Raw genomic sequence first — 25,960 nt, 5'->3', positions numbered from 1 at the left:
CTCTTATTTTATAAAGCTTTTACTTGAGATTTCATAACTTCATATCCTAATTTATCGATGGCATTTTCAATATCTTTTATAGATACTTTTTCATCGTCAAATTCCACCCTCACCTTGCTTGAATTAAATAGTACTTTTAAACTTTCTTTACTTACCCCGTCCAAAGATTTCACACCATTCTCTATTTTTTGCATACATGATGGACATGTTAATGTTTCTAATTGAATTGTTGCTTTTTGCATTTTTCATCTCTCCTTTAGTCTATGTTAATTGTATTATATACTATTATTATCTATAATAAATTGATTTAAATCAAGAATTTTATTTTCTTAATTTATAGTGAAGAAGTCTCATACCATTTAAAATCACTACTAATATACTTGCTTCATGTACTAACATACCGATTGACATGTTCATCCATTCACTAAAGAATACGCTGGCAAGAAGGACTAATACAACCCCTACTGCAATAATAATATTTTGAAGCATGTTATTAGCGGTTGCTTTTGTTAAACCTAATGCATGTGGCAAGCGGCTGAAATCTGAATTCATTAAAACAACATCTGAAGTTTCAATTGCTACATCTGTTCCATTTCCCATAGCAATTCCAATTTGTGCTAGAGCTAGTGAAGGACTATCATTTACTCCATCTCCAACAAATGCCACGATTTGACCTTTTTCTTGTAACTCTTTAATATATGTTGCTTTATCTTCTGGCAACATATGTCCATGAGCTTCTGTAAGTCCTAGTTCACGTGCTACTAAATCAACTGTTCCTTGGTTATCACCAGAAAGAACTACTAGATTTTTAACACCAAGTTTTTTCAACTTTTTAAGATCATCTTTTACACCCGGGCGAATTTGATCACGAATACCCATCAATGCTTTTAATTCACCATCAACTGATGTTAAAACAAGTGAATTTCCATTTTTCTCAAATCTGGCAATATCTGCACGAGCTTTTTCACTTAAAAGAATATTTTCTTGCTCCATTAGTGCCACATTACCGACTGCAACTTTATGACCTTCTACATGAGCTACAATTCCTCCACCTTTTACAACATCTGTTTTTTCAACTGTATATAATTTTATATCTCCAATGTATTCTACAATTGCTTTTGCTAATGGATGATCTGATTCCTTTTCAACACTTGCTAGATACCCTAATACTTCATCTACATTATCTGTATAAATTTCTTTATCAGCTACTTTGGGATTTCCTATTGTTAATGTGCCTGTTTTGTCAAATACCATGGTATCTAGTCTGCTAAAGTCACTAATAACCTCGCTACCTTTTAGAAGGACTCCATGACGTGCTCCATTGCCAATCCCCGCGACGTTTGAAACGGGTACACCGATTACCAATGCTCCTGGACATCCTAAAACTAATATTGTAATTGCAAGTTCAATATCCCTTGAAAATATCCATACAATAAAAGAGAGAACTAAAACAGCTGGTGTGTAGTATTTAGAAAATCTATCAATGAAACGTTCTGCTTCTGATTTTGAATCCTGTGCTTCTTCAACCAACTCAATGATTTTACCAAAAGTAGTATTCTCACCTACACGATCAGCAGTGATTTGAATAGTTCCATTTTCTAAAATTGTTCCGGCATATACCCCAGAATCTTTCTTTTTACTTACAGGAACCGCTTCTCCTGTAATACTTGCTTCATTAATATGCCCTTCTCCTGTTAACACTGTACCGTCAACTGGGATTTTTGCACCCGTTTTAACAAGCAAAATATCTCCTACATCAACTTCATCTATTTCTACTTCTTCAAACTCACCATTTTCCACTTGTTTTAAGGCACTTTCTGGTGCCATTTGAGTTAATTCTTTAATTGCAGAACGTGTTTTATTAAGTGTCCTTTGTTCTAGAAAAGCTCCAAATAGAAATAAAAATGTAACAATTGCTGATTCTTCGTAGTTTCTAACTATAAAGGCTCCGATAACTGCAATGGTAACTAAAACATCAATACTAACTACTTTGACTTTTAATGCTTGATACGCTTGAATCGCAATAGGTGAAACTCCCAAAATTGAAGCAATTACTAATGCCCATATGGCTATTTGTTCGTTTTCGAAGCCTAATTTACTGACAAATGCAATTATTATTAAAATTGCACTTACTATTGTAATATGGTTTTTTCTTCCTAATATAAAATTTTGCATATTCATACTCCTCCCTATTAGATTATTTATATCTTTTCATTGCTTTGTTTGTTTTCTTGTATGCTTCATATGCTTTATCTAATTCTGCTAACATGTTATATACTGCTTCATAACTTTCGCATACATCACCTGGAACTGTATAATTATCTGTGATTTCACGTAATTTTACAAACTCCTCTTTTAAGTCCGGCTTTTCTACTCCCGCATCTTTTGCATTCTTTGCAAGTTCATCATATACTTTACGAACCTGGTAGAATTCTGGATGATTTCCTCCATGAACTTTTGCTACAACTGGAACATATTGTGCTAATGTTTTTAAATGAGTTTCCTTTACTTGATTAAAATTTAATTCTCTTGACATATTTTTTTCCTTCTTTCTTGTTTTATTTTTTCTTTATCTTGGTTATATAATACTATAGATTGAACGAAATTAAATTGATCTAAATCAAGTTTAGTCTTTTTTAAATGTTTTAATAATTATTACTACTATTTTACTTTATATTATCACATCTATACCAACAACAATCCATCTAAATCCAAAATCTCAATCTTTCTACCTGATTTTTGTTTTATACATCCTTCATTTTCAAGGTCAGCTAACTTTCTACTAATAGTTTCTGGAGTAGTTCCTAGATAAGAGGCTAAGTCCTTCTTACTCATTGGCAATTCAATTTCCATTGGAACATCTCCGCTTTCCATGCATTCTGCAAGAAACAGTGCTAATCTAGTATCTACCTTCTCTGTGGCAAATCTAGTTGTTTGTTTTTCTGATGTTTCTAATCGGTTAGAGAATTCCGATAAAATCTTCAAAGATATAGTAGGGTACTTTAATAAAAATTCTTGTAAATCATTTCTACTAATCATACATACATCGGTATCACTCATTGCTTCTGCATATGCTTCCTGAATTGATTCGCGGAACAAGGCAAGCTCTCCCGTGAAATCGCCTGGATTTAATATTCTCACTAATTGTTCTTTTCCTGATTCAGACAAACGGTAAATTCGAATTTTCCCTTTACTTACAATATATAACAAGTCGGATATATCTCCCTCTCGGTAAATTACTTCACCCTTTTTAAAAGAGGTCGATTTCGTTACTTTCATAATTTCATCCATCTGTTCTCCTTCTAAATGATTAAAGATCGGAACTACAGTGATACATGAAGCGTGTGAAGCTGACTCATGTCCTTGATGATGAGTGTGAGTAACATCGTGATACCCTTGTTTTTCTATACATTGATTTTTAATTTCATGCATCAAATCTTTTTTTTTCATTTGAATGCCCCTTTCATATTCTCTCTTAAGGTCTCTTTAGCTTTTTCCAAGTACCCACGAGTCCAGTAAATGTAAGTAAACTTATCCGGATGAATAATTGCGTTATCATCATAGTCAGGATTTTCCAGTGTACTTTTTAGACGTCGTATTTCTAGCTTAAGTCCTCGGATGGCGGTCATTATTTCTTCCTTTGTTTTTCCTTTGAGATACTCTTCATAGTAACTTTCCGGACTAATCATCATATTAGACCGCCTCCTTTATTCGTTAGATATTTTTATTTCTTCTCCGTCTGGTAAAATAAAAGACTGCTCAAACCTGACACCCAGTACATCTGCGATGGTTTTCAAATCATCAAAGGTTACTGTTTCTCGCTTCAATTTCTTGTTGAAATTTTGTGGTGTCTGACCAATACGTCTAGCAAGTTCGGAAACACTTATATTCATTTGCTCACACAGTTCTTTATTCATTTCTGCCGTAGTCATACAGCATCTCCAAGTTTACGCTAATAATATTATAAACCCATTTGGTTGATAAGCACAATAGTTATAAAAATATTATTATTGTCAACAAGCAAAGAAAACCCACAACTCTACTGTAGAGTCATGGGCTATTTACTTCTGGTTTTCATATTTCAATTTCAATACCAGATTTAAAGGATATGCTAATGGATATGCAAAGTGTTCTTCATAGACTGTAACACTCTGGATTATCTTCCTTACAAGCTTATCATCGTACTCTAAGGCACGGAATTTGTTCTTGCGGATAAATTCAATCAGCTCATTGATTCGCTCGTTCTCGCTACTGAGGGAGGCATCTTCTACTAAAAGGGTCTGTCGCTTGTCTCTCAGCTCATCAATCTTATCTGCTGTGCTTAATCATTAGACTCAGAGTATCTACAGTCTAGCATAGATGAAAAGGTAGCACTGATGAGCTCTTACTTCTTTCGGCGTACGGCGAAAAAACCGAGTGCCTCCTGTAAGATCTCATTGGAATGTTTGAGTTACGCATTTTCTTTTTCCAGCACCAAAATACGCTGCTCTTTGTTATCCGCAGATATTCTTTTATGGCCACTGCCAACATAAGTATCTGCTCCATATTTTTTTCACTGATTTCTCTAAGTGGAATAGTATAGTAAGGGATTCCAGTTGATTTGCAACTGCTTTTACGCCGATTTCATCAAAAAGTTTAACGGCCTGTTCTTTAAATGATTATTCATATTGCGTATTGTTCTCACCTTTCTATGTGCTTTGATAATAACATATATTTGGTGAGTTTCATGACTCTACTTTAATGTTAGCACTCCACTAGTGAGCTCTACCGAAAAGCAATAGGTAAATATGGCATTCTCCAAAGTATGAATAGTGTAGGTGGCAGATGCCATGATAATGCACAATGCGAAAGCATGTGGGCAAGGCTGAAAGAGGAACTTCTCTATAATCGCTATGATACCACTAAAATGAAAGTTAAAACTGTTAAAACTCTCATCAGGAGATATTTCATCAGCTATTGGAATAACAGGAGAATCTGCTCTACCAACTGAGGGTTACCTCCTATGGTTAAGAGAAATCTGTACTATATCTCATCACAGAGTGTTGCGTAGTTCAAACATCCTTGAGTCAAAAGTGTAAAGAGATATTAACAATATCAGTCTGAACTGATTTCATTTATTTTTCTGTATAAATTTTGTATTTCTAACCTGAGACATCTTAAAGCTTACCACTATCATTTAGTGAAAGTAATTCTTCTGGAAACGGCTCGAATATAGTTTGTCCTAACAAGTATTCAATATTATATTTTATAGAGTAAACTTTTAAAATACTCGCTATGGCAGATTTGTCAATCTTTCCATTTCTGTATTTTTCCATTAATTGTAAGATAAACACTTTTTCTTCTTTGCTCGCGAATTTCGAAAAATACCCAAATATATGTTGATAAGCATTAATGTAATTCTTTTTAGAAGGTAGTTTCGAAAATAATTTTACCATTTCTTTAAAGTAATTATCTAACACTATATTTGTTTCTAATTTTTCATGATTTGCAACAATTAACCCTAATTTGTTTTTTAATGTTTGATTATAAGCAAAATATAAATATTTATTTTTTGCATGATAATCCGCTAATTTTTTTATAGATTTATTTTGTGCCATTTTTTTAAAATTAAAAATCGCATATAGTTTTGTAAAAAAATGCTCTCTTATTATCAGGTTTGTTAATCTCCCTTCTTCTTCAATTGGCAAATAAGGGAAATGCTTTTCCATCTCAGCCGCAAATAAACCCATACTTTTGCCGATTACAGGAGATTTTTCCATACCCGAGTATACTTTAGCATCTTTTATCCCACAAGATGGTGATCGTCCTTTTAATATAATTCCATCTATATCGGAAATATCTTTAAGAATCTCTTGGGAATATTTTTTCATATCATACGTTAAATATTTTTTAGATTTAGGTTGAACCAATTCTATACCGTCTTGCACTTTAATTAAACGCAGACTTTCTCTTGGTAATCCTAAACCAATTTCTATCTCAGGGCACAGTGGAATAAATTCAATTTGATCTTTCATTTTATCTAATAGATCGAATTGTACAATAGAACCATCATATCTGCAATTATCAAAACCTAAACACTTACTAATTAAGATTTTTGGTTTCACTTCATTTCCTCCAAATATTTATATATTAAACATTTCTAACGCTTTTTGTCTTTGCGTTTTATGATCTACTATAGGGCTTACATACAATTTTTTTATATCAATACCGTAGTTTTCTTCTAGTTGTTTCTTAAATTTAAAGGGTTCATGTATATATTGTATTGGAATATCTTCCAATTCCTTTACATACCTTTTTATAAACTTACCTTCAGGATCGTACTTCTTACTTTGAGTGATTGGGTTAAAAATCCTAAAGTAAGGGACTGCATCAGTTCCTACAGATGCGGCCCATTGCCACCCGCCAATGTTAGAGGCAATATCATAGTCTATGAGCATTTCAGAAAAATATTTTTCGCCTAGCCTCCAGTCAATCAGTAAGTCTTTAATTAAAAAAGAAGCGGTAATCATTCTAAGACGATTGTGCATCCAACCCTCTTCTCTAAGTTGGCGCATTGCTGCGTCTATTATAGGGAATCCCGTTAGTCCAGATTTCCATTTTATAAAATTTTCCTCATCATATTCCCAATTAATATATCTATATTTTTCAATTATCTCTTCATTGTGCTGATTTGGATGAAAATAGTATATCATATTATAGAAATCTCTCCAGGCTAGCTCTTTAATAAATATTTCTTGTCCCAGAGAAAAAGGCATCATTGTTGCAGCATTGAATACTTCTCTGACAGACAACTGACCTGTTGTTAAATAATGCGATAAACGACTTGTTCCATCAAGAAACGGATATTCTCTATTTTCGTTGTAACTACAAAGTTTAGAGTTCATAAAATCAGCAAGGCATTCTCTAGCATTCTCTTCTCCTGTAAACATAGAAAAGTCAATATTCAAAAGTTTTCTTAATTCAATAAACTTTTCTTTACCAATAAGATCTTTTTTACTGAAATCGCTTAATATAATCTCAGATAGTTTAGCATAATCAATATTCTGTTCTTCAGGTTTTTTGCTACTCATCCATTTATTATAATAATGTGTAAAAACTTTATAATGAGAATTGTCCTCTTTCAATACTTTGTTTGCTGAGTGTAAATGATGGTCATAAAATGAGAAAACTTCAACGTTTTTTCTTTTTAGGAATCCATTCAACTTTTGTTCTTGAGATTTCCCATATCCGCATTCAATAGTATTATAATAAATTTTGTCTATGTTACTAAATTCATTGAGAAGTGTATCAAAACAAGTTAAAATTTCTCCATATAAAAAATAAATATCCAGACCTTTTTTTAAACAACTTTCATAATAGCTATTCAACGAAGAAAAAAAATAAGCATAACTTGTCGTTTCCATCTTTATTAGCTCAGGATCTAAATGATATATAAATATAAGATTTTCATTATCCTTTATGTCATTGATAGCATTAATAAGCGCGGTATTATCATGAAATCTAAAATCATTTCTTATCCATAAAACAGAATTTCCCACGTTGCCCTCCTTTGCCTATTCGTTTAGGCTTGTATTGTATTATCTTATTAAATATGTTAATAGAAAAACTAAGTTTAAGTGGTAGGAATAATTTTGTAATTGTTTTTATAAAATCTAAAAATTGATATCATTATAAGTAAAATCATCCCTACTATAGATGCTTTTTCTAATATAGGATACGATCCCGAAAAGCCTTGGCTTGATTTAAGAAAATTATTGATTCCAAAATAAGCCCAGGCTATCGGTAAAGGGAATACAGCGTTTTTATTTTTTACGTTGACTAGAAATACAATCACTACAGCTACTATTAAGATTGTAAAAGCCCACAAAGTGTCAGATATTCCAAATCCATTCCAGTTGAGTTTAACCAAAGTTACAGATATGTTTACAACTGTTGCTATAAAAAGCCAACCGGCATATATTCCAAATGATAAAGGTATTATAAAATGCCCTTTAGATTTTATTGATAATAATTTTTCTAATATTAATGATAGCGAAAATAAAAAGGCAACAATAAAAATAACTGACAATTCTAATTGTAGATAAGAAAATGATATAATCCATAATATGTTGAATAAACTAGAAAAGCGGAAGAGCGAAGTAATTCTATTTATAACGTTTTTATAGTAATCATTATCACTTCTAATTACCATTAAAATACATGATAAAATTACAAGAATATAAATTATGCTCCAAATACTGAATGTAGTTGGGCTTGGAGTTATCAGGGTCAAATATCTGTCAGATACCTCTTTTTGTGAATAGCCATTGATTAGACCGAGGGCTCCGAGGGCATTTATTACAAGTGTTAAAAATAATAGTAATATATTTATAATTGCTTTTTTTCTTTCTTTCATTTTTATACTCCTATTCATATATGTTTTTTTGATAAACTGAAAATAACTATTAATTCCTTTTATCTATATTGTTTTATATTTAGACAATTTTATTATACTCGTGCTTCCAGTTCTTTTTATTAATCCATAAATTGACTGCCTCCTTTATTCATTAGATATATTTATCTCATTCCCACCTGGTGAAATAAATGCCTGCTCAAACTTGACACCTAGCACATCAGCGATGGCTTTCAACTCATCCAAGGTTACTGTTTCTCGTTGTAATTTTTTATTGAAATTTTGTGGTGTCTGTCCAATACGTCTAGCAAGTTCGGAAACACTTATATTCATTTGCTCACACAGTTCTTTAATCATTTCTGCCGTAGTCATACAGCATCTCCAAGTTTACGCTAATAATATTATAAACCCATTTGGTTGATAAGTACAATAGTTATAAAAATATTATTATAATCAACAAGCAAAAGAAAACCCACAACTCTACTTCAGAGTCATGGGCTATTTACTTCTGGTTTTCATATTTCAATTTCAATACCAGATTTAAAGGATATGACAAAGTGGTCACCACACACCGTAACATTTTGGATGATCTTCCTTACAAGGGTATCATCATAGAGTAAAGTCCGATATTTATTGGTGCGGATAAATTCAATCAGTTCGTTGATTCGCTCGTTCTCACCACTGAAGGAGGCATCTTCTACTAAAAGGATTTGTCGCTTGTCTCTCAGCTCATCAATCTCCTCTGCTATGCTTAATCATTAGACTCAGAGTATCTACAGTCTAGCTTGGAAGGGTTCTCTTCTATATAAAATGATAGGTATATTCCATTTCTTCTACCTTCTTCATAATCTCACCTCACTTTTGTATTCTTCTATACAATCCTATTCTACCGCGACTAGTAAAATTTAGCAGGTCAAATCTGAAGAAATATTATACCTTTCCATAAGAAGCTTTTTAATATTAAAGTGTTCTTGCTTGTTTATTAGCTTTTCACTTAATAATTGCCTGAGCATGGCAAGCTGAATGCTATATTCTAATATGTCCTCCATCAATTCTTCCTCCTTTAAAATTTTTACCAAGACTTTCTTTATTCTCATAGGACTACTTAAGTCCCCCTATATATAACAGTTAAAATATAACCCGCTTGATTCGCTATTTTAAAAAAGTTTTTAGAAGATTAAATAACTCTATCAATCTAACTATACTCTATATAGTTAGGTTGTCTTTTAACAAGTCTAGACTTTTCATGTTTGCCATTCTAGAATTATCAAAATCACCATTCTTGACTTGCCCTTTTGACAAGTCTGAAAGCATAAATGCAAAAATCAGCAAGTTTTTTAATCCTTGCTGATTCTTAACTGCCCTTATTTTCTTGTATCTCCACTAACTAGATCAACCACCACTGAAACATTGAAATACCTTTTCAGCACCTTTTTCTTAAAATTATGCTCATCTTCTTCGAAGGCAAAATAATCGTGAAATAGCTTGAATCTCAGGATTTCTACGAAATTTCCTTTTGTAGTAACGCTATGCACTCCACATGCCTTGAGGTGACAATAAATATGCCATGAAGACCCAGTGGCTCCTTGGTGTCAGCTTATTTCCCATAAATCTCCACTTGAAAGCATAAATATTGGTATTAGCACGAAAAACAAAGTATGAAAAATCTGTCCAACAAGGCATTTTATTTTCGGAATACTTTTTTAATACATCACACTGCTTATGCAAGTGTAAAATATCCCATACAAAGAGCTATAGTTGACAGGATATAAAGAGAAGCCTGTAACCATTCTTTATCTTTTATATTTATAATCACATTCAGGCTTCCAACAACTATAACAGCAGTAACAACAATTAACCATGTGAACATTCCTCTAAGAAAGATAAACTCTAAAGCTGTTAGAGTTCCCACAACTAAAAATGCAATTTGAAAATATTTAGCTACCCTCATAATGATCTCCCTTTCTAAACAAATATTAATTTACTCTAGACTTTAAGTCTCCTCGATACTATTTCAAAAGTATTTTTTTCATAGATATAATAATGATTTTATCACTATTAAACTAAGTCTTCAACAGCCAAGTTGTAACTATTGCTAAATAGTTTTCTGATGTTTTCATCAATCTAAACATATATTAATCTCATTCGAACACATCTATTTATAATTTTAATTAGATTTTGATTATTTTTTACTTTTTTAAAATACAGTGGCGTGGCCGACTCATTGTAATTAGCAATATCAACCTTATATTCAGCAACTGTATAATTAGATACTAGCCCATTTCCATCATAATGTTTCTAGATATCCTTCTTCTATAAACATTATGGCATAATTTTTCCAGCTTCACAACTGCTTCAACATGCCTTGAGTGGGCAAAAACGATGTCGCACCCCACTGGTATCCCCTTGGCGGAAGCCCATATTTCTGAAACAGTCGCCTGGATAGGCTATTTTTCATTGATTTGGTGCCTGCTTTTGCGTTACAATCCAAGTAATTGTAAGCAATAAAGCCTTCAAAAGCATGTTGTCCTCTTGAAGGCTTTATTCGGTACAACTTTAAAATTGGTTTACTTATCTTTATCTTCCTCTCTAAGATACTTAACTAGCCCCGGATAATTGCTTATCCTTACAGTTCGGATCAATTAGAATTAGCCGAAAACGGCGGCGAAGAAACGAACCACCGAGAAGCACCGCCGCATTGCCGAGCTTGATACCCTCATTGAACGACTGTATGCGGACCGGAAAAGGCGCGGTTGACCGCCTTGCCCTCAAAGGCTTAGGGGCATATCAACTATATATTGGGGCCGAGTGCCGTTACTTTAACACCGCCGCTAGCCATGAGCTTATGCTTCCTTTAGGACACTGTCCCAACAGACACTTTTTAAAGTATGCTGCACTAATCCTTATTTTTCACAGCATAGCGCAATGACAGACAGCCATGTTCTGCATTCTCTGTTCCCTGCAATTCCAAATTAACTTTTTCAGATAACAGAAGGTTATCAAATAGTTGTTTTTCTTTATTACCTACAAAACATGGTGATATCACAAGACTGATTTCATCAATAAGTCCGTTTTCTAATAATTTGTTGGTTAATCCACCGCCACTGTCTGTCCGCATGTATTTACACCCATATTGCTCATGCAGGATCTGAAAGGCTTTTTCATAGTCCACATGATCATTTCCTGACACAATATATGGGTAATGCCTTTCCTCCAAATAATTCAAATATTCCTTCGGAGTGGCAGTTGATACCAGAATGACAATTTCCTTCAGATATCCAAGATTTCTTAAGCAATGAAGACTTCTCAAGATACCTCTGCTGTCAGGTATGACTCCTATTGGTCTGGGGTCCTCCGGGCTTGTTATGATTTTCTCAAAATCAGCCTCTGTTTCAGCAGGATATTTTTCAAATGCAGTAAAAACAGTATTGGACCCAAACAGCACCGCATCCGAATGAATTCCCCCGGCAACCTGGTAGTAAACTTCCGGATTATCAAAGCCTTTAATGCGGCCATCAAGGCTAATTTGTGTGTGCATAATTATCTTTGGTTTCATATTTTTCAATCCTCCTTTTTGATAGTAGAATATCATAATACACTGACAGCTGTATGTCAGCAGGGGATATGAAACCTTACAAAAAATACATAACAGACCAATCGCTTTCTCTAAATCAAGTTTAGGCAGTGATTCGTAATTTGTGCCAGGTGTTTACGGGTTATGCATTTTAACTCATCAGGTTGGACTATTTCAATGCCTGATCCATATTCAATCAGCTGCTTGCTCAATATCTCAAAGGAATCTGTCTGGAATTCGATTTCCATTTTACTTCCCAAATCGGTTTCTTCAAGGAAGCCGAGAGAATACCTGTTCTTGATAGAATTGTATGTCTCCCCTTTTTCAGCTCTAAGAATTACATTATATAGTTTTTTATATGAAAGCATTTGTTTTAATATTTGTTCCAAAGAGCCATCATGGCTTTGACAGAGCTCTTCTTCTATGCAAATGCTTTTAATCCGATCCACACGAAAATTCCTATATTCATTTCTTAGCCTGCAAAACCGATTAAGTACCAGTTCTGTTCATAAAACCCCAGTGATATAGGCTCTATCATTCTGCTTTCCGGTTCTTGCCCTCCTGATGCAGGATATTGAATTGATATTACCCTTTTATTGCAGATTGCAGTCTGAATTGCTGCAATAACGTTATCCGCCAATGTATTTTTCTGTCCAGATGTGCTGTACACGTTAATACTGTTCTCCAACTCCTGTGCATAGTTTTTTTCACCATGCTTCAAAATAGATTTGATTTTATACATAGCTGAATCAAAATCCTTTATAAATGATTCATCTCCATGGCAATTTAAAAATTTCCCTGCTGTAATCAATGCACCCACTTCCGCCGCTGTAAACATTACCGGCGGAAGTAGGAAGCCCTCTACAAGAAAATATCCTTTTCCGGCCTCAGATCCAATTGGTATTCCGGCTTCTTCAAGTGTCCGGATATCTCTGTAAACTGTCCTTAAGCTTATATTAAATCGCTGTGCAATTTCTTTGGCAGGAATTATTTTTTTTGATTGCAGCTGAATAAGAATAGAGGTTACTCTGTTAATCCTGTTCAAATTTTATTCCTCCTCTGTGACTTCCATAAAAAGTATATCCTATGCGTTCTTAAGCTAGCTGCTGTTAGTGCTTCTCATTGCACCCTGGTTATAAAAGCCATACTCACAAACCTCTTCACCAAAACTCTTTACATCTCTAATATAGAACTCTATCTAGCGAACTTTTAGAAAAGATATAAAACATCAGAGTATGGACAGTTGCGGATGTACTTCAGAAAAGATTAGATGTCTAAAAAGCTTGTAGTTAAAGCTTTTTAGACATCTAAATCTAGGTACTAAAACAATTCATCCAGTAAAATATAATATTTTATTTTCTCCCAATCAGGCTTGATCCCCAGTAAGTCAAAAAATAGCTCGACATACTGTTCTTCCCCGATATCCTCCCTGATCGACCGGACGCAGAAGGCAATGTCATACCACTTGTCCGCCCTGCCGCTTCTCCCAAGATCAATAAAGCCACTTACTTTGCCATCTTTCACAAAGATGTTGCTGTCTCCCAGGTCGCCGTGGGAAAAGACAAGTTCCTCTTCGGGCTTTTCCGTCTTTAAAAAATCATACAGCTCGCGCGGATCTTTAAATGGAGTGTCTTCTTCCCAGTTTTCGCAATCCACATCGGCCAGATCGTTATTCAGTAAGTAATCCAATTCGGCTAAGCGGCTGTCTAAGCTATTCGTATAGGGACAATCCGATATGTCGATGGAGTGAAAGAGCCTGATGCACTCCGCATACAGCTCGATAATCTTTTCAGGGCTTTGTTCATCTTCATACTCTTCCGAGCAAAGGACGCCATCGGCCTCACTCATGAGCAGATTGCTCCAGCCATCATGCCGTTCAAAGTGCAGGACCTTTGGAACAGGCAGCTTTCCTTCCAGCCATAGCATCATGTCCTTTTCCCGTTCCACATCATAGGTGGTCCCTTTATACCGGCTGTCCGTCATTTTTAAATATAGGTTTTCATTTTCTCCCACCAGCTTATATACCTTAGCAGGAGACATTCCTTCCGTATCTTTTACGCAGCGGTATTTTTCGATCAGTTTTTTCAATTCCGGTGATATTCTCATTTTAGCCATTTATTATTTCCTTCCTCTTTTCTACAGTATTTAAAGATACCCCAAGAAGCTAATTATAACAAGACGAACTCCAATTCACTGTTCCTTGCATTCTAAAACCTTAAATACCAGAAAACAGCTTTTTCAAAGTTGTTTTCAAAGTTGGCGTATAACATAGTATCGACGGAGCCGATTTTGAAACCACAATTATGATAGAATTTACAAGCTATAAGGTTATTGTCCTGGGTTTCAAGCATTAGTCCATGCAAGTTTTTATGCTTTGCCCATTCTATAGATATATTGATAAGCGCGCTGCCTATGCCTTGCCCCCTGAAATCCTTACATACGGCGATATCTTCTATATAAGCGTACCGGTTCCAATTTTTTCGCAGTTTAACTTTTCCGACGCATTTATCGTCTTGGTAGTAAAGATATAATATATTATCTTATCAGTATTGTCAATATATTCAAGGCAATCTGCCTCCTCATCCTCTTCATCCTCTTCGTCTTGGTAGCTTTTTAAATATGGCGCTTCATAGAGTAATTCTGTAAAGGTCCAATTCTCGTTTTCATACCTCGGTATAATCTTACCTATCACCTCAAATGGTTCGCTGGGTTTATCGATATCTTTCAGGTGCCCTGCTTTCATTTCTGTAATCACTGTTCCCGCCTCTCTTCTATATCAGCGGCATATGTGCTATCCAGGCAGCCGGTTTTACCAGTGTATTTTTTATACATGTCCCTGGTATATTTTGTTATATTCCTATCATACTCCGGATAGGCATAATGAAGCCTTTCCGCCACCTCACCGGATACCGCCCTGAACAATTGATGGCATAGAAATAATGCTTCCCATATGTTTTCATAGGAATCCATCCGGTAGGTGGACAAAAGTTTCTCCCACAAATCCTCGGATATATACCTTTCAATAAACTTATAGTTCTTGCCTACACTTAATTTAAAGCCTGTTTCGATGCCGACCTTCCATGATATCATTCTCAGCAGCTCATGGCGAACAATCTGATTAAAATGATCAATAGCAAATAAAATTTCCTTACGGCACAATCCTTTAATAACATAAGGTGTTACATTCCAAAATTCATTGCAGCAATCATCATACTCCCTTGCGCTTGGCTTTCTTACATGATAATCTATATCAGTCGGAACTATGTCCCTTTTAATTCTACAATCTTTATCAATTAGAACCTTTATTAATTTATCGCCCTTTAGGTAATTATCTAACTCTTCCAAGGGCAATAAGGTAAGATCAATTTTATTGTAATCATCAAATAGCATAAGATAGGAAAATCCCTTTTCTTCAGGTGGGAATAATTCCATATCCTCCGGCTTTTGCATCATTATTATATTCCCAAATTGATTAAGCCAGTCATCATTAGATATAAACGGTTCTATATCACTTACAAAATATGTAATATCATAATCCTGAAATTCATCTTTAGGTATATTAATATTTGCGCGTGACCCCTCAAGGGTCACAATTCGAATACGTTCATCCTGTTCTGCTAAAGAAAGTACTAAATCCATCATTTCTTTTTCTGATCTCATTTACATACTCCTCGTTTATTTTTTCTATATTATTACATCTTCTTTTTTGCCGATACAATCAGCATCATTGGGCGTCGCATTTCATCCGCCATCCCCGGAATATCCATCATGTTCTCTGGCGGCTGTGGCTCCACAATCTGATTTATTATAAAACTATTTGAAAGCAGTGTATTTAGATATGTGGTCAGTGTTCTATGATATTTTGTAACCTTTTCTTCCAAAAACATAGCTGTCCGTTTGCCCTCATAATAATAATTGTCCACCGGGAAATGCAGTATTTCTCCTTTTTCGTTATAATACCAGTCTTGTGTTCCATGAGCAGTAAAAACAGGATGTTCAACTGTAAAAACTAAATTGCCACCAGCCTTCAGCATCCTATATATCTTTTTTATTAAATTCTCATAGTCTGCTACATAATGAAACGCAAGCGAACTTAGTATTACATCAAAGCTCTCCTCTGGGAAATCCACATCTTCTATGGCACAGCATTCATATTCAATCTGTGGAAAATGGGTTTTTCCTTTTGCTACTTCGAGCATTTTATGAGAAATATCAACACCTACTACAGAGGAAGCACCGTTTTCCATCGCATATATACAGTGCCATCCATAGCCGCATCCTAAATCAAGCACACGCTTACCCTTAAAATCAGGTAGCATCTTTTTCAAAGTCTCCCATTCTCCCGCACCAGCCAGTCCTTTCTGCGAGCGACTCATTTGACTGTATTTTTGAAAAAATATATTATCATCATATTTGTTTTCTTTCATCTGAACTCTCCTCGTTTAAAAAGTTATTTATCTCCGATACAATTTCATTCACTTCTTTATAAAGTTTCTCGGTCATATCGTAGCATTCAAAAAGAGAAAGACCGAGTACTTCAAAAATATGATTAACTCTTTCGGCATATTTTTCAGGTTTATATTCAAAAGTTTCAAGCAGTTTTATAGCTTTCTTTTCGTTAATGCAATAAGCATTATTACATGCAAATAGTACTTGATTTAAGCATGAAATAATACGAAAAACATGGCCTGCAATATAATATTTATCCTCTACCCCCGCATTTGCTTTTACAAACATTAAAGAGAATTCAGCTTCAAATATAAAAAAGTTCATCAAGCTTTTCTTTAGAGCAGTAGGGTAAATTTCTGCCTGCTTTTTTAATTCGCATAAGCTTTCGTTCTTAGCATATAGTATTTTACTAATCGCTAATTCTCCACGATACATTGCACTTATATAACCATGGGGATGCCCGGTCTGATAATTGGCAGTAACAATTCCTTGCTCCGTATCTTTGATTATTTGTTCTACCCGTTTTATATCACGTAAAATCAAGTCAACATGATACCCATTTATAAATAACCATCCGCCGCCATTAATCCAATCACCCCACGCTCCGGGAGGTACAACAAGGTCGTTTCTATTCTCATCATCCAATTCTGTAGCAATTTGATTAATCGCTGTCAGGTCAAATGATTCTGAATTGTAATAGATTCCGATATCTATATCAGAATCCTATGTATGGGTGCCTCTTGCACGTGAGCCCCCTAATACGATGCCTTCTATATAAGGCAAAGAGGATAATTTTTCTGTCACTGATTGAATAATATTATATATCATACGAACACACTCCTTTATTTTATTTTGCATCTAATTTTCTAATCTCAGTTATCATTGGGCAAACTATTGCAATGCAAATAATTAAAATACCTGATAGTAAAAACCAATGATTTACACCGATTCTATCAGCAAAGAGTGCAGAAAGAATTAATCCAATTGGCATAGCAAGAGACATGATACTTCCAGTTAAAGAAAATACACGTCCTAAATATTCAGGCTTAATTTTCTCCTGAAAAAGAGCTGTTTGCACACCGCTGTAAAACGGAACAGAAAGCCCCATTATTGCACAGCAGACTACAAAAATGAAAAATCCACTTTGGGGAAGTAATCCTGAAATGGTTAAGCTTATCCCCATCATAAAAATGGATGCCGTTATTAATAAGATTCGCTTTTGGTAATTCCCAAATAACCCTAATAATAGACCCCCTATCAACATTCCAGATGCAAAGGAAATTTCCGTAATAGAAATATGCACAGGTGTTCCATTAAAGTAATCCATGCTTATTAAAGGGAATAGTGCATTAATTGGCATATAAACAAACATATATAATGTTCCAACGAGTAATAAGGCAAACAATCCTTTGTTTTGTCTCAGAACGACAATTCCTTCTTTCATTTCTCTTATGAAATTTGGTTCCAAACTTTGCACTCGATCACCCAGCTTAGGAATACGTACAATTGCTACCGTAATAGATGCAATCACAGCACCCAATACATCGATGGCAATAATAGCATTTAGTTCCCAAACGGAGTATAAGAGTGCTGCAACCGCCGGACTAACAATATAGCTTATAGACTGCAAAGACTGACTATAGCCTGCACATTTCGTAAGCTGTTCTTCTGGTACTAAAAGTGGCGTAACCGCATTGAGAGCCGGGGTGTGAAAAGCTGTTCCAATGCTACGGATAAACAATACTATCATAACCATCCAGACAGGTAGCTCCATATAGAATGCAACAATAGTAAGCACCGAACCAGCTGCTGCGATAATTAAATCAGCACCAATCATTATCTTCTTCCTATCATGACGATCCACTAGCACACCAATTGCAGGTCCAAAGACCGCATAGGGTAAAAAACCTAATAGTGAAGCCATAGACAAGACCATCGCGGATCCAGTTTTTTCTGTAAGGTAAAAAATAATCGCCATTTGCAAGATGGCACTAGTGATTAATGATAGTGCTTGCCCTGCCCATATTGTATAAAACTTAAGTTTCCAATTGTTGTATTTTTCCATTTATATTATCTCCTGCATATTATTTTGCTTGAATTTCTATTTTGAATAGCATTCTAGGCAATAAAAAATGCAGGCCAAACCCCACAATGTGGCTTTTGGTCTGCATACATACAATTTGGAAACATTCATATTAAAGACATCTCTATTTCAAATGTTTTTTCATACGTAACTGCCATTTCATTTTCACTCCTTTTAAAGTTTGTCAGGTAAATATTTCCGTATATATTCTTCTAAGGCTTGATCCATAACTTCTTTTACGTTTCCGCCATTCTTTGCTGTTTCGATTTTTATGATATGGTGCAAGTCAGCACGAACACGAACCGTCTTATCTCCCATTATATCTTTTTTTGCACTGATTGGTGTATCATTTCGTTTTGCTTTTTGTGCGCCTAAATTTCCCACAATCACTCACTTCTTTCTATTTCTTCTTATTCTTATTTTATCATCAACAATCACAAATCACAAGTGATTTGTGATTAATCACTTGTGATTTGTGATTCTATTCTTTTTCGTTTTCTAATTGAATGATTCGCTCAAGCATTTCAAAAAATACGTTCTCATACATGGATAAAACTTTTTTGTCATAGCCTTTGTGTTCTGTAATGCCGTTTTTAGACCAGGTACTTACTTTATTACTTCGCTTGATAATATTTTGGAAAACCAAGTTATCTTCTTTATGTTGCTTGTACAGTTCTTCCAGGTTTGATTTTATCGTTGCGCTGTCCGTATCAACTAAATAAGGAACAAAACCGATCATATCTAGTCCAGGGTTAAACTGTTCTTGTAAATCAATCAAATAGGAAATATAGTTTTGAATGTTGTTTGTACTTTCTTCTTCTGCTTGTAAAGGGATCATAACGTAATCACTTGCCACGATTGCATTATTTGTATAAACGCTTGGCGTTGGTACAGTATCAATAATAATGAGATCATAGTCACTTTTTAAAGGTGCTAAAAGAGTAGCAAGCAATCTACTTTCATTTTCAAACGTCCATGAGCGAGTTAATTTTGGCAGTAACATCAAATCAAACGTGCCAGGGATCAAGTCTAAATTATCAGTCAAATGAATAATAGAAGAAGCCAAGTTTCCATTTTTCAAGCCTTCATAAAAATTGACACGTGGCAATTCTACCTTAAATGTTTTTGCTAAGTCTTTTGTCAATGTTGCTTGTAAGTCCTTATCGATCATTAAAACTTTTAAATTAAATTTGTCTGTCAAATAAGCAAACATAGTCGATAATTTTGACTTTCCAACACCACCTTTAAAATAATTGTTTAAGATAACAATTGCTTCATTTTTACTGTTTAAAATACGTCTTAATTCTTCAAGTATTTTTAGTTCTTCCTTCACCATAACTACGCCCCATTCTTTTTTTGTATAGTAATATTGTATCATTAGGAATCACAAATCACAAGTGATTTGTGATTAATCACTTGTGATTTGTGATAAGTGATTTGTGATTAATATATAAAAGCCCTCTTTAAAGGGCTTTTATGCTTATTTTGAAAAAGAGATAAAATCAATATATCCCTTTTCTCCGATTTTTACAACGGCATTGTAGGACTTTCTATCTTTCGTTTTGATTCCTTTTACCAGGGTTTCTTTTCCCTCTAGTAATTCTTTTACATTTGTTTTGGTGAGTTTTTTCTTTCTAAAATGTTCAGCTAAAGTGAAGGTACATTCAGGATAATTTGAACAACCATAAAACGATTTTTTTAATACAATATTGTTGCCACACTTAGGACATTTTCCTACAAGGGGTCCCGAGCGCTTAGTGGGAATTTGTACCCCTTATCGATACAAATTCCCCGTAGGCGCTAGGGACCTCTTTAGCTCCTTGGAAGCTGTCAGTAGTATACCTAATAATTTATCTACATTCCCTTTAGTAACGTGTAACTTTCCAAATTTACAAAAGCGACTCATAGAATTATTTCCTCCCGTTAAATAATAGATAACTATTAAAAATAGACAATACTTGCTCATAAGTAACGGTACTTAAATTGTTTACTTTGGCGTGTTTCATTGCTTGATGAAACTGATTTTTAGTAAACAGTTGACGATATTCTCGATTGACCCATTTTGAAACAAAGTACGTATATAGCTTCCAATATTTATCTGGAACATCTGTGGTATGGCGGGTAAGTTTTATTAAGACACTGTTTACTTTTGGTTTAGGATTAAAGCATTCCGCTGGCAGCTTAAGCAATTGCTGAATCGAGACTTGAGTGTGCAAGAGCAACCCTAGTGTTCGGTGAATATCCAAGGTACGCTTGTAGAATCCTTCTTCAACAATCAGATAGATGTCAGACGCATGGCTTTCAAAAACCACTTTTTTAATAATTTGTGTGCTTAAATGGTAAGGAATATTCCCAACAATTTTATACCTCTGTTTGTTAGGGAATTGAAACTGTAGAATATCTTGGTGAATTAAAGTGACACGAGTATTCAGTTTTAATTTTTCTGACGATAAGTTGAATAGATGACTGTCTAATTCAATAGACGTTACCTGTTTACTTATTTTAGCCAGTTTCGTCGTTAAATGCCCTTTACCTGTTCCAATTTCGTAAACGGTATCGGTTTCTTTTAAATTCAATTGTTTTATTATTTGGTTGAGTACTTTTTCACTCGTTAAAAAGTTTTGAGAATATTTTATATTTTTGTTCATGTAATCACTCCTGAAGTGATTACACCTATAAACAAATACAGAAGTTAAACGATTTGTTTGTAATTTTAGTTATCTGTTTAAAAAGTCATAAGATTAGTCACTGGTAGGAATTAATCTAACGTATTTATTTATCTGCGTAATCACTGTTTTTAGTCTGTTTCAAAACAGTAGATGTTTTATCTACATAACGCATTTGATAACGCATTTGGAATACCAACATGACGAATCCCTCCTTCTTAATTACAAATTTTTAGCATCTAATTTAACTTCAATTTATAGTATAACACAACAAGATGATATGTTCAATATAAAAGTTATGGAATGAGTCTCATACTTCCAATTCGATGCCAGATTTAAAGGATATGACGAAGTGTTCTTCATAGACTGTAACGCTCTGGATTATCTTCCTTAGTAGCAAGCGATTAGCTTTCACAAAATCTTCTGTTTGTAGTTTTAAAAATTCATCAGGATTTTCTAACTCAACCTCAAAATATTTCATTTTACATTCCCTCATTTCATTTATTGATAAATTGAGTTTACAAAAAAGAGTGGACAATTTTTGTCTACTCTTAACCTTTAAAATAGTTTTTTTTAATCGATTTGAAGTTGCCTAAATTATTACTTATTCGGTAAAATGAAGTATTGCTTTCAACAGATTTCCTTCAACTACACTTCACTTGATTCAAACAAGGTGGGTACATTTCTATTCCCACAAACTCCTTGTCAATGGAAACAAACACGTACCCACAGGGTAAATGGAAATAGAATTGGATAATTTCTAGCTATCACTTCTACTCCCTCCAAAAAATTACTCACTCTGATACTTCCCCACCATAAAGCAAAAAGCCTTGCAATCAAGGCTTTTCATTATCCCTTTCGTTCCAAGGTTTCTAGGCTTTTACGAGCAGTGCGACACACTCGACGTGATGCGTATTTGGGAGTTCAAAGGTCCAGTGGACCTTTGAAGCAGCTTGCCAGAAAACAGGTACGCAAGCTGGACAACCTAAATGCATTTTTCTAACAAACCGACTACTTCTATATGATGCGTATTTGGGAGTTCAAAGGTCCAGTGGACCTTTGAAGCAGCTTGCCAGAAAACAGGTACGCAAGCTGGACAACCTAAATGCGTTTTTCTAACAAACCGACTACTTCTATATGGCTCGAGTGTTCATTATTGATGTCAGCGTCCATGGGAACATATCAACCGTTTTTTAGCTGTTTCGAGGTTTAGGGGAACATATCAACGGTTTTGGGCGTTTGTGGAAACATATCCACTAATTAAAATGATGATACGTATTATGATAGAAATTAATCTGCTCAAGAGAAGGAACATGATACCCATCCTCAACTCCCAGCATATCACCGGCAATTAGTGTTTTTGCTCTGCTTAGGATAAATAGCACCAAAATAAAAATTAAACTCGTGATTGTCATATTAAATTCTTAGGATAAAAATACCTAGAAAAAGGATTAGATTTCTCTAATCCTTTGAAATGATGGTTCTATAATGAATGAATATATTACTCCACTTAGCTCAGACTCCTTCCAATCGGTCTTCGCTGTCACTCGCCTTCTCGGGAAGTCCTTGCATAGATGGAACATATACTTCTTCGGTCGCTTTGCTTCCTCACGATCTTAACAATATTTTCGATCTTTGTTTATAACTCCCGAGCACAAGCATTTTAATATTATTTTTCTCCTAACCATGTCTCAAAATTTGAGACTAATTCCTGTACCTCATTAAAAAATCTGCTGGTATGGTAACCGTCGCAAACCGCATGATGCACCTGTACAGACATAGGTAATAAAATTTTATTATCCTGCTGAAAATACTTACCCATAGTAAAAATAGGGATTAGATATGTTGCATCATTATATATATTCAAGTTGAATCCGGTAAAATTCACCCAAGGAATGCTGGACACATTAATTGTGTTAGCAGGTTGACCTGCCTTAGGCATGAAATTCATAACGTCGCTATAGTTTCTGATATCCTCAAGGTAATTATAGTAGAAACGTGGGAAGTTCTCGTCATACTCTGTCCAAATACTTGAAAAAGTTTCGTTATCCTTATGAAAGATAGTATAACTTGGGTTCATACTATCCCAGTATCCTAACTTACCGTTTTGATCAAAACTGGTGCGGAACTCCTTGTGACGATTAACTACAGTTGTGATGATATAAATAAGCGTAGGGTACAGTTTCAGGCCCTTAAGTTTAATTTCACGCAGTAAACTAGTTATCTCTAAATTTGCAGTCATACTGTAAGTGCACCTTACCGCATTTAAATAATGCTCAAAGTATGGCTTTCTATTCCAATCCTCTATATCTATCAAATTAAATTTCATAAATTAGCCTCCTAAAATTTTATTATTTAATTTTAGAAGGCTAATTTAACTGCCATCATCATCTTGCAACCTCCTGCTATCCAAGCATCTATATTTATAAGCAAGTCCATTATACCATATAGAATCATGTAAATCAAATAGGGTCATAGAATAGATCGTGTCAATTTACTGTTGGTTGAAATGAAAAATTATTTATCCAATGTTATGCGTATCTAATCTGTTTAAGCAACTTGTACATGTTTGTTCGTTTTCCAGTTTTCAATATTGTGATATTACTTGAGAATCCCTGAATTGCCTTTTTCCTGGATTTAAGGGATTTTATATTGCATTTTATTTCAGTTTTTTCCTCTGTGAAATCTTCTCTACCGGTTTTTAAGAGTCGAAGAATAGAGCCACCATTTTGTGTGTATACACGCAACTTGGCTATATTTTCACTTCCTTTTTTACTCCAAGACAATGGGCGAGAACTCAACCTATGTGAGAGCATGTGGCTTACATGGCCTTCTGCACTGCATTCTACATAGCCGTCTTTATGCCTATTTTGAATTTCATCCCAGTTCCCTAAGATATAGCTTTTACAGCTCGCAAAACGCTTTAGTTCTTCTGGGGTATGGTCATTTCCTTCTATACTGTCAAAATAAGCCTCAACCCACTCTTTGTCCCCTGAATACACCGCTCTCTTGAGCTTACGCTCAAAGCCTGAATAGAGCGTTGTGGCGCTCTTGATGTACTTCGATAAATGGAATCCATCGATGACAAAATGACACTTTGGCAATATATCACTACCAGCTCGGATCCATGGAGCCCCATCCCCTGAGAGGAAGATTCTTTCCACATAATCCAGATCATAATGTTCTTCCAAGTAATCTAACACTTCAAACCATAACTCATCATTCTGAGGATACAGCCCTGTTATATATTTTGATTCAATTAAGCGCATACGCTTTCTTTTTGCAGTAGTCACGACTTCAACAGCCTCTTTGCCATCATGAATATAAGCTAGCTTCATCAACATTCCTTTTCCTTTTTGTTGGTGCACATGATCTTCATCGGCTTCGATATAGATGACAGGTACTCTTTTCTTTTCTTTTGGTTTCTCTATGCTTCCTAATCCAGCTGTCTCCATCGGTGCTTTATGGATTACATTTTTAACGGTAGTCCTGCTGGTGATGCTGATGTTGTCGTAGCTATCAATCACTTGCTGATAGGACATTTCCTTCGCTTTCTTATGCATATCTTCTTTTAAGCCCAGATCAATTCTTTCGTGAGGCTCCACTTCCAAGAGATCATCTACCAGGTGCCGGAAGGCACCAGTTTCTCTATTCCTGTAATAAGTGCGCTTATATGTAATATCACCGAGTTTTGTTGCTATGGTCTTTTCTCTATTCTTGATATGCACGTTCCACTCAGCCTTTCTATCCTCGCTGGTTATCAGACCTTCTTCTAGCATCTCAATATAGTCCCTTATGATATCTGCTCCTATTTCCATCATCAAGCCTAGAGTATCCTCTACTGCTCCAGCCAATGCTGCTTGTCCACTTAAAGGTTTATCAGCCAAATATGCCATATGTTTAATGATTTTTCCTGTGATGTCGTTTATAATATTCATGAGAATAGTCCTTTCCGTATTGTGTTATTGGTTTGCAACTTTATCATAACACGGATAGGCTATTCTCTTTTTCTATTCATCCAACAATAATTTTACACTAAGCATAGAATATAAAACAAATACACTTGCTACTACAAATATATCCTTTATTAATTCGTGTTATTCCACCAATACGAATCAGCATGATATGTAATTGTTAGTTATACGGATTATCCTCAGCTGCTTCTTGCAATCCTTTGAGAATTTGCCACCATTGCAAAGCATCTTTCTCTAGCTGCTTTATAAAAGCATTCTTACCAGCGCAGTAGCCTTCAATATCATCTGGAAATCGAAAAGCCAGTTTCATCTTTAATTCACCATACTCTAAAGCGATGTCAGGATGTGTACGCAGAAAGTCCCTTACCGCTATATGCCTATTAATATCTTTGTGATTGCTTTGCTCAAAAATATGAATCTGGTGTGTTCTATTATCGCCACCCTTGCGGAAATATCTCCGTCTTTCAACACCAAATTCACCCATACACTCATATCCAATGGCTACAAATTCTTCGTTATGCTTATCAACCAAACTAATATTTGTCACTACAGGCATTATATCAATGATTGGCTTAGCGGATAACCCTTTAACTGCTGTACTACCAATATGGTAAATCTCCACCAATATATCCTTCAATATGTTCCTTATCATCTGTGATTCATTTTCATACTCTACTTCCCAAAAGGGGTCATACGGAACTACTCGTATAAACAATATAAACCCTCCAATCTCATTCTCAACGAATAATATTTTTAGAAAAAAATCTTTATACTTTTTAACAATGGAGCCGCCAGCCAGAACAGACTATACTGACCAGCGAC

The 25,960-nt window shown here is 34.8% G+C and carries 30 protein-coding genes and 8 pseudogenes; 3 read left to right on the top strand and 35 right to left on the bottom strand.

The window, feature by feature from the left end:
- Positions 1–8: 8 nt before the first annotated feature.
- The 7 genes and pseudogenes from D2A30_04475 to D2A30_04445 form a co-directional block, all read right to left on the bottom strand.
- On the bottom strand, positions 9–242 hold the full coding sequence (locus D2A30_04475; protein ULL20899.1) for a copper chaperone: 234 nt from the start codon (positions 240–242) through the stop codon (positions 9–11).
- Positions 243–321: 79 nt separating this feature from the next.
- The gene (locus D2A30_04470) at positions 322–2,175 is read right to left on the bottom strand and encodes a heavy metal translocating P-type ATPase (protein ULL20898.1); all 1,854 of its coding nucleotides are present in this window, start codon (positions 2,173–2,175) and stop codon (positions 322–324) included.
- 22 nt (positions 2,176–2,197) lie between these two features.
- Complete coding sequence (locus D2A30_04465; protein ID ULL20897.1) at positions 2,198–2,536, bottom strand: iron-sulfur cluster repair di-iron protein, ric; 339 nt, start codon at positions 2,534–2,536, stop codon at positions 2,198–2,200.
- Between the two features lie 149 nt (positions 2,537–2,685).
- Positions 2,686–3,432 (bottom strand): Crp/Fnr family transcriptional regulator, encoded by a 747-nt coding sequence (locus D2A30_04460; GenBank protein ID ULL21986.1) that lies wholly within the window; start codon positions 3,430–3,432, stop codon positions 2,686–2,688.
- A 14-nt stretch (positions 3,433–3,446) separates the two neighbouring features.
- Positions 3,447–3,692, bottom strand: a complete 246-nt coding sequence (locus D2A30_04455) for a hypothetical protein (GenBank protein ID ULL20896.1) — start codon at positions 3,690–3,692, stop codon at positions 3,447–3,449.
- Positions 3,693–3,707: 15 nt separating this feature from the next.
- Positions 3,708–3,932, bottom strand: a complete 225-nt coding sequence (locus D2A30_04450; GenBank protein ID ULL20895.1) for an XRE family transcriptional regulator — start codon at positions 3,930–3,932, stop codon at positions 3,708–3,710.
- Positions 3,933–4,074: 142 nt separating this feature from the next.
- Positions 4,075–4,316: pseudogene (locus tag D2A30_04445) on the bottom strand (site-specific recombinase).
- A 437-nt stretch (positions 4,317–4,753) separates the two neighbouring features.
- Between D2A30_04445 and D2A30_04440 the strand changes: the two are divergent.
- A pseudogene (locus D2A30_04440) lies at positions 4,754–4,990 on the top strand (IS3 family transposase).
- 166 nt (positions 4,991–5,156) lie between these two features.
- Here the strand turns inward: D2A30_04440 and D2A30_04435 are convergent.
- The 8 genes and pseudogenes from D2A30_04435 to D2A30_04400 all read right to left on the bottom strand — a co-directional run bounded on the left by D2A30_04435 (position 5,157) and on the right by D2A30_04400 (position 11,034).
- The gene (locus D2A30_04435; GenBank protein ULL20894.1) at positions 5,157–6,104 is read right to left on the bottom strand and encodes a DUF1722 domain-containing protein; all 948 of its coding nucleotides are present in this window, start codon (positions 6,102–6,104) and stop codon (positions 5,157–5,159) included.
- Positions 6,105–6,122: 18 nt separating this feature from the next.
- The gene (locus tag D2A30_04430; GenBank protein ID ULL20893.1) at positions 6,123–7,538 is read right to left on the bottom strand and encodes a deoxyribodipyrimidine photo-lyase; all 1,416 of its coding nucleotides are present in this window, start codon (positions 7,536–7,538) and stop codon (positions 6,123–6,125) included.
- Positions 7,539–7,612: 74 nt separating this feature from the next.
- Complete coding sequence (locus D2A30_04425) at positions 7,613–8,413, bottom strand: tryptophan-rich sensory protein (protein ULL20892.1); 801 nt, start codon at positions 8,411–8,413, stop codon at positions 7,613–7,615.
- Between the two features lie 126 nt (positions 8,414–8,539).
- Positions 8,540–8,764 carry an XRE family transcriptional regulator gene (locus D2A30_04420; GenBank protein ID ULL20891.1) on the bottom strand — a complete coding sequence of 75 codons (225 nt, stop codon included), beginning with the start codon at positions 8,762–8,764 and terminating at the stop codon, positions 8,540–8,542.
- A 143-nt stretch (positions 8,765–8,907) separates the two neighbouring features.
- Positions 8,908–9,141, bottom strand: a pseudogene (locus D2A30_04415) (recombinase family protein).
- A gap of 156 nt (positions 9,142–9,297) precedes the next feature.
- Positions 9,298–9,441 carry a conjugal transfer protein gene (locus tag D2A30_04410; GenBank protein ID ULL20890.1) on the bottom strand — a complete coding sequence of 48 codons (144 nt, stop codon included), beginning with the start codon at positions 9,439–9,441 and terminating at the stop codon, positions 9,298–9,300.
- A gap of 671 nt (positions 9,442–10,112) precedes the next feature.
- Positions 10,113–10,343, bottom strand: coding sequence for a hypothetical protein (locus D2A30_04405; GenBank protein ID ULL20889.1), 231 nt, complete (start codon positions 10,341–10,343; stop codon positions 10,113–10,115).
- A 622-nt stretch (positions 10,344–10,965) separates the two neighbouring features.
- Positions 10,966–11,034 (bottom strand): annotated as a pseudogene (locus D2A30_04400) (adenylyltransferase).
- An 89-nt stretch (positions 11,035–11,123) separates the two neighbouring features.
- On the opposite strand from D2A30_04400, the gene D2A30_04395 reads away from it, so the two are divergent.
- The gene (locus tag D2A30_04395; GenBank protein ID ULL20888.1) at positions 11,124–11,321 is read left to right on the top strand and encodes a hypothetical protein; all 198 of its coding nucleotides are present in this window, start codon (positions 11,124–11,126) and stop codon (positions 11,319–11,321) included.
- Here the strand turns inward: D2A30_04395 and D2A30_04390 are convergent.
- From D2A30_04390 to D2A30_04375, 4 genes and pseudogenes are all read right to left on the bottom strand, one after another.
- Positions 11,289–11,948, bottom strand: coding sequence for a RibD family protein (locus D2A30_04390; protein ULL20887.1), 660 nt, complete (start codon positions 11,946–11,948; stop codon positions 11,289–11,291). The genes D2A30_04395 and D2A30_04390 overlap by 33 nt on opposite strands.
- A gap of 110 nt (positions 11,949–12,058) precedes the next feature.
- Positions 12,059–12,466, bottom strand: coding sequence for a WYL domain-containing protein (locus D2A30_04385; protein ID ULL20886.1), 408 nt, complete (start codon positions 12,464–12,466; stop codon positions 12,059–12,061).
- Positions 12,439–12,654 carry a WYL domain-containing protein gene (locus D2A30_04380; GenBank protein ULL20885.1) on the bottom strand — a complete coding sequence of 72 codons (216 nt, stop codon included), beginning with the start codon at positions 12,652–12,654 and terminating at the stop codon, positions 12,439–12,441. The genes D2A30_04385 and D2A30_04380 overlap by 28 nt, the downstream gene beginning before the upstream one ends.
- A pseudogene (locus tag D2A30_04375) lies at positions 12,552–13,011 on the bottom strand (HTH domain-containing protein). Before D2A30_04375 ends, D2A30_04380 begins: the two are co-directional and overlap by 103 nt.
- Between D2A30_04375 and D2A30_04370 the strand changes: the two are divergent.
- Positions 12,991–13,179, top strand: a pseudogene (locus D2A30_04370) (hypothetical protein). The pseudogenes D2A30_04375 and D2A30_04370 sit on opposite strands and share 21 nt — an antisense overlap.
- 107 nt (positions 13,180–13,286) lie before the next feature.
- Here D2A30_04370 and aph(3')-IIIa read toward each other — a convergent pair.
- From aph(3')-IIIa to D2A30_04290, 16 genes and pseudogenes are all read right to left on the bottom strand, one after another.
- Positions 13,287–14,081: an aminoglycoside O-phosphotransferase APH(3')-IIIa gene (aph(3')-IIIa, locus tag D2A30_04365; protein ULL20884.1), complete on the bottom strand. Its 795-nt coding sequence runs from the start codon at positions 14,079–14,081 to the stop codon at positions 13,287–13,289.
- A 92-nt stretch (positions 14,082–14,173) separates the two neighbouring features.
- A pseudogene (gene sat4 / locus D2A30_04360) lies at positions 14,174–14,721 on the bottom strand (streptothricin N-acetyltransferase Sat4).
- Positions 14,718–15,626 carry an aminoglycoside nucleotidyltransferase ANT(6)-Ia gene (locus tag D2A30_04355; GenBank protein ID ULL20883.1) on the bottom strand — a complete coding sequence of 303 codons (909 nt, stop codon included), beginning with the start codon at positions 15,624–15,626 and terminating at the stop codon, positions 14,718–14,720. Before D2A30_04355 ends, sat4 begins: the two are co-directional and overlap by 4 nt.
- 32 nt (positions 15,627–15,658) lie before the next feature.
- On the bottom strand, positions 15,659–16,393 hold the full coding sequence (locus D2A30_04350; protein ID ULL20882.1) for a class I SAM-dependent methyltransferase: 735 nt from the start codon (positions 16,391–16,393) through the stop codon (positions 15,659–15,661).
- A pseudogene (locus D2A30_04345) lies at positions 16,374–17,243 on the bottom strand (nucleotidyltransferase domain-containing protein). Before D2A30_04345 ends, D2A30_04350 begins: the two are co-directional and overlap by 20 nt.
- A 19-nt stretch (positions 17,244–17,262) precedes the next feature.
- Positions 17,263–18,480, bottom strand: coding sequence for a macrolide efflux MFS transporter Mef(A) (gene mef(A), locus D2A30_04340; protein ULL20881.1), 1,218 nt, complete (start codon positions 18,478–18,480; stop codon positions 17,263–17,265).
- 192 nt (positions 18,481–18,672) lie between these two features.
- Entirely contained in the window at positions 18,673–18,888 is a 216-nt protein-coding gene (locus tag D2A30_04335) for a peptide-binding protein (GenBank protein ULL20880.1), read from the bottom strand.
- 91 nt (positions 18,889–18,979) lie between these two features.
- Entirely contained in the window at positions 18,980–19,876 is an 897-nt protein-coding gene (locus D2A30_04330; GenBank protein ID ULL20879.1) for a chromosome partitioning protein ParA, read from the bottom strand.
- Between the two features lie 102 nt (positions 19,877–19,978).
- Complete coding sequence (locus D2A30_04325; GenBank protein ID ULL21985.1) at positions 19,979–20,263, bottom strand: topoisomerase; 285 nt, start codon at positions 20,261–20,263, stop codon at positions 19,979–19,981.
- Between the two features lie 9 nt (positions 20,264–20,272).
- Complete coding sequence (locus tag D2A30_04320) at positions 20,273–20,404, bottom strand: hypothetical protein (protein ULL20878.1); 132 nt, start codon at positions 20,402–20,404, stop codon at positions 20,273–20,275.
- A gap of 4 nt (positions 20,405–20,408) precedes the next feature.
- Positions 20,409–21,146, bottom strand: a complete 738-nt coding sequence (erm(B), locus tag D2A30_04315; GenBank protein ID ULL20877.1) for a 23S rRNA (adenine(2058)-N(6))-methyltransferase Erm(B) — start codon at positions 21,144–21,146, stop codon at positions 20,409–20,411.
- 124 nt (positions 21,147–21,270) lie between these two features.
- A complete protein-coding gene (locus tag D2A30_04310) occupies positions 21,271–21,366 on the bottom strand; it encodes a 23S rRNA methyltransferase attenuation leader peptide (protein ID ULL20876.1) in 96 nt (31 codons plus the stop codon).
- 108 nt (positions 21,367–21,474) lie between these two features.
- A complete protein-coding gene (locus D2A30_04305; protein ULL20875.1) occupies positions 21,475–21,645 on the bottom strand; it encodes a DNA recombinase in 171 nt (56 codons plus the stop codon).
- Between the two features lie 1,188 nt (positions 21,646–22,833).
- Positions 22,834–23,493: a type A chloramphenicol O-acetyltransferase gene (gene catA, locus D2A30_04300; protein ID ULL20874.1), complete on the bottom strand. Its 660-nt coding sequence runs from the start codon at positions 23,491–23,493 to the stop codon at positions 22,834–22,836.
- Positions 23,494–23,695: 202 nt separating this feature from the next.
- Positions 23,696–25,102 (bottom strand): ISLre2 family transposase, encoded by a 1,407-nt coding sequence (locus tag D2A30_04295; GenBank protein ID ULL20873.1) that lies wholly within the window; start codon positions 25,100–25,102, stop codon positions 23,696–23,698.
- A 196-nt stretch (positions 25,103–25,298) separates the two neighbouring features.
- Positions 25,299–25,853, bottom strand: coding sequence for a GrpB family protein (locus D2A30_04290; protein ULL20872.1), 555 nt, complete (start codon positions 25,851–25,853; stop codon positions 25,299–25,301).
- Positions 25,854–25,960: the final 107 nt, after the last annotated feature.

The sequence above is a fragment of the Streptococcus suis genome, assembly GCA_022354845.1.
Lineage (GTDB): Bacteria > Bacillota > Bacilli > Lactobacillales > Streptococcaceae > Streptococcus > Streptococcus suis_AA.
Note: the sequence above shows the minus strand (reverse complement) of the source record. Positions and strands in the feature narration are given on the sequence as shown.

Coding starts and splice junctions, on each gene's coding strand:
- D2A30_04425 (ULL20892.1), bottom strand. CDS start 8,413: ATGAATAGGAGTATAAAAATGAAAGAAAGAAAAAAAGCAATTATAAAT.
- D2A30_04475 (ULL20899.1), bottom strand. CDS start 242: ATGCAAAAAGCAACAATTCAATTAGAAACATTAACATGTCCATCATGT.
- D2A30_04450 (ULL20895.1), bottom strand. CDS start 3,932: ATGACTACGGCAGAAATGAATAAAGAACTGTGTGAGCAAATGAATATA.
- D2A30_04470 (ULL20898.1), bottom strand. CDS start 2,175: ATGCAAAATTTTATATTAGGAAGAAAAAACCATATTACAATAGTAAGT.
- D2A30_04305 (ULL20875.1), bottom strand. CDS start 21,645: ATGAAATATTTTGAGGTTGAGTTAGAAAATCCTGATGAATTTTTAAAA.
- D2A30_04350 (ULL20882.1), bottom strand. CDS start 16,393: ATGAAAGAAAACAAATATGATGATAATATATTTTTTCAAAAATACAGT.
- D2A30_04420 (ULL20891.1), bottom strand. CDS start 8,764: ATGACTACGGCAGAAATGATTAAAGAACTGTGTGAGCAAATGAATATA.
- D2A30_04355 (ULL20883.1), bottom strand. CDS start 15,626: ATGAGATCAGAAAAAGAAATGATGGATTTAGTACTTTCTTTAGCAGAA.
- D2A30_04395 (ULL20888.1), top strand. CDS start 11,124: ATGCGGACCGGAAAAGGCGCGGTTGACCGCCTTGCCCTCAAAGGCTTA.
- D2A30_04330 (ULL20879.1), bottom strand. CDS start 19,876: ATGATACAATATTACTATACAAAAAAAGAATGGGGCGTAGTTATGGTG.
- D2A30_04320 (ULL20878.1), bottom strand. CDS start 20,404: ATGAGTCGCTTTTGTAAATTTGGAAAGTTACACGTTACTAAAGGGAAT.
- D2A30_04405 (ULL20889.1), bottom strand. CDS start 10,343: ATGAGGGTAGCTAAATATTTTCAAATTGCATTTTTAGTTGTGGGAACT.
- D2A30_04295 (ULL20873.1), bottom strand. CDS start 25,102: ATGAATATTATAAACGACATCACAGGAAAAATCATTAAACATATGGCA.
- catA (ULL20874.1), bottom strand. CDS start 23,493: ATGAAATTTAATTTGATAGATATAGAGGATTGGAATAGAAAGCCATAC.
- D2A30_04455 (ULL20896.1), bottom strand. CDS start 3,692: ATGATGATTAGTCCGGAAAGTTACTATGAAGAGTATCTCAAAGGAAAA.
- D2A30_04460 (ULL21986.1), bottom strand. CDS start 3,432: ATGCATGAAATTAAAAATCAATGTATAGAAAAACAAGGGTATCACGAT.
- D2A30_04465 (ULL20897.1), bottom strand. CDS start 2,536: ATGTCAAGAGAATTAAATTTTAATCAAGTAAAGGAAACTCATTTAAAA.
- D2A30_04410 (ULL20890.1), bottom strand. CDS start 9,441: ATGGAGGACATATTAGAATATAGCATTCAGCTTGCCATGCTCAGGCAA.
- D2A30_04390 (ULL20887.1), bottom strand. CDS start 11,948: ATGAAACCAAAGATAATTATGCACACACAAATTAGCCTTGATGGCCGC.
- D2A30_04310 (ULL20876.1), bottom strand. CDS start 21,366: ATGTTGGTATTCCAAATGCGTTATCAAATGCGTTATGTAGATAAAACA.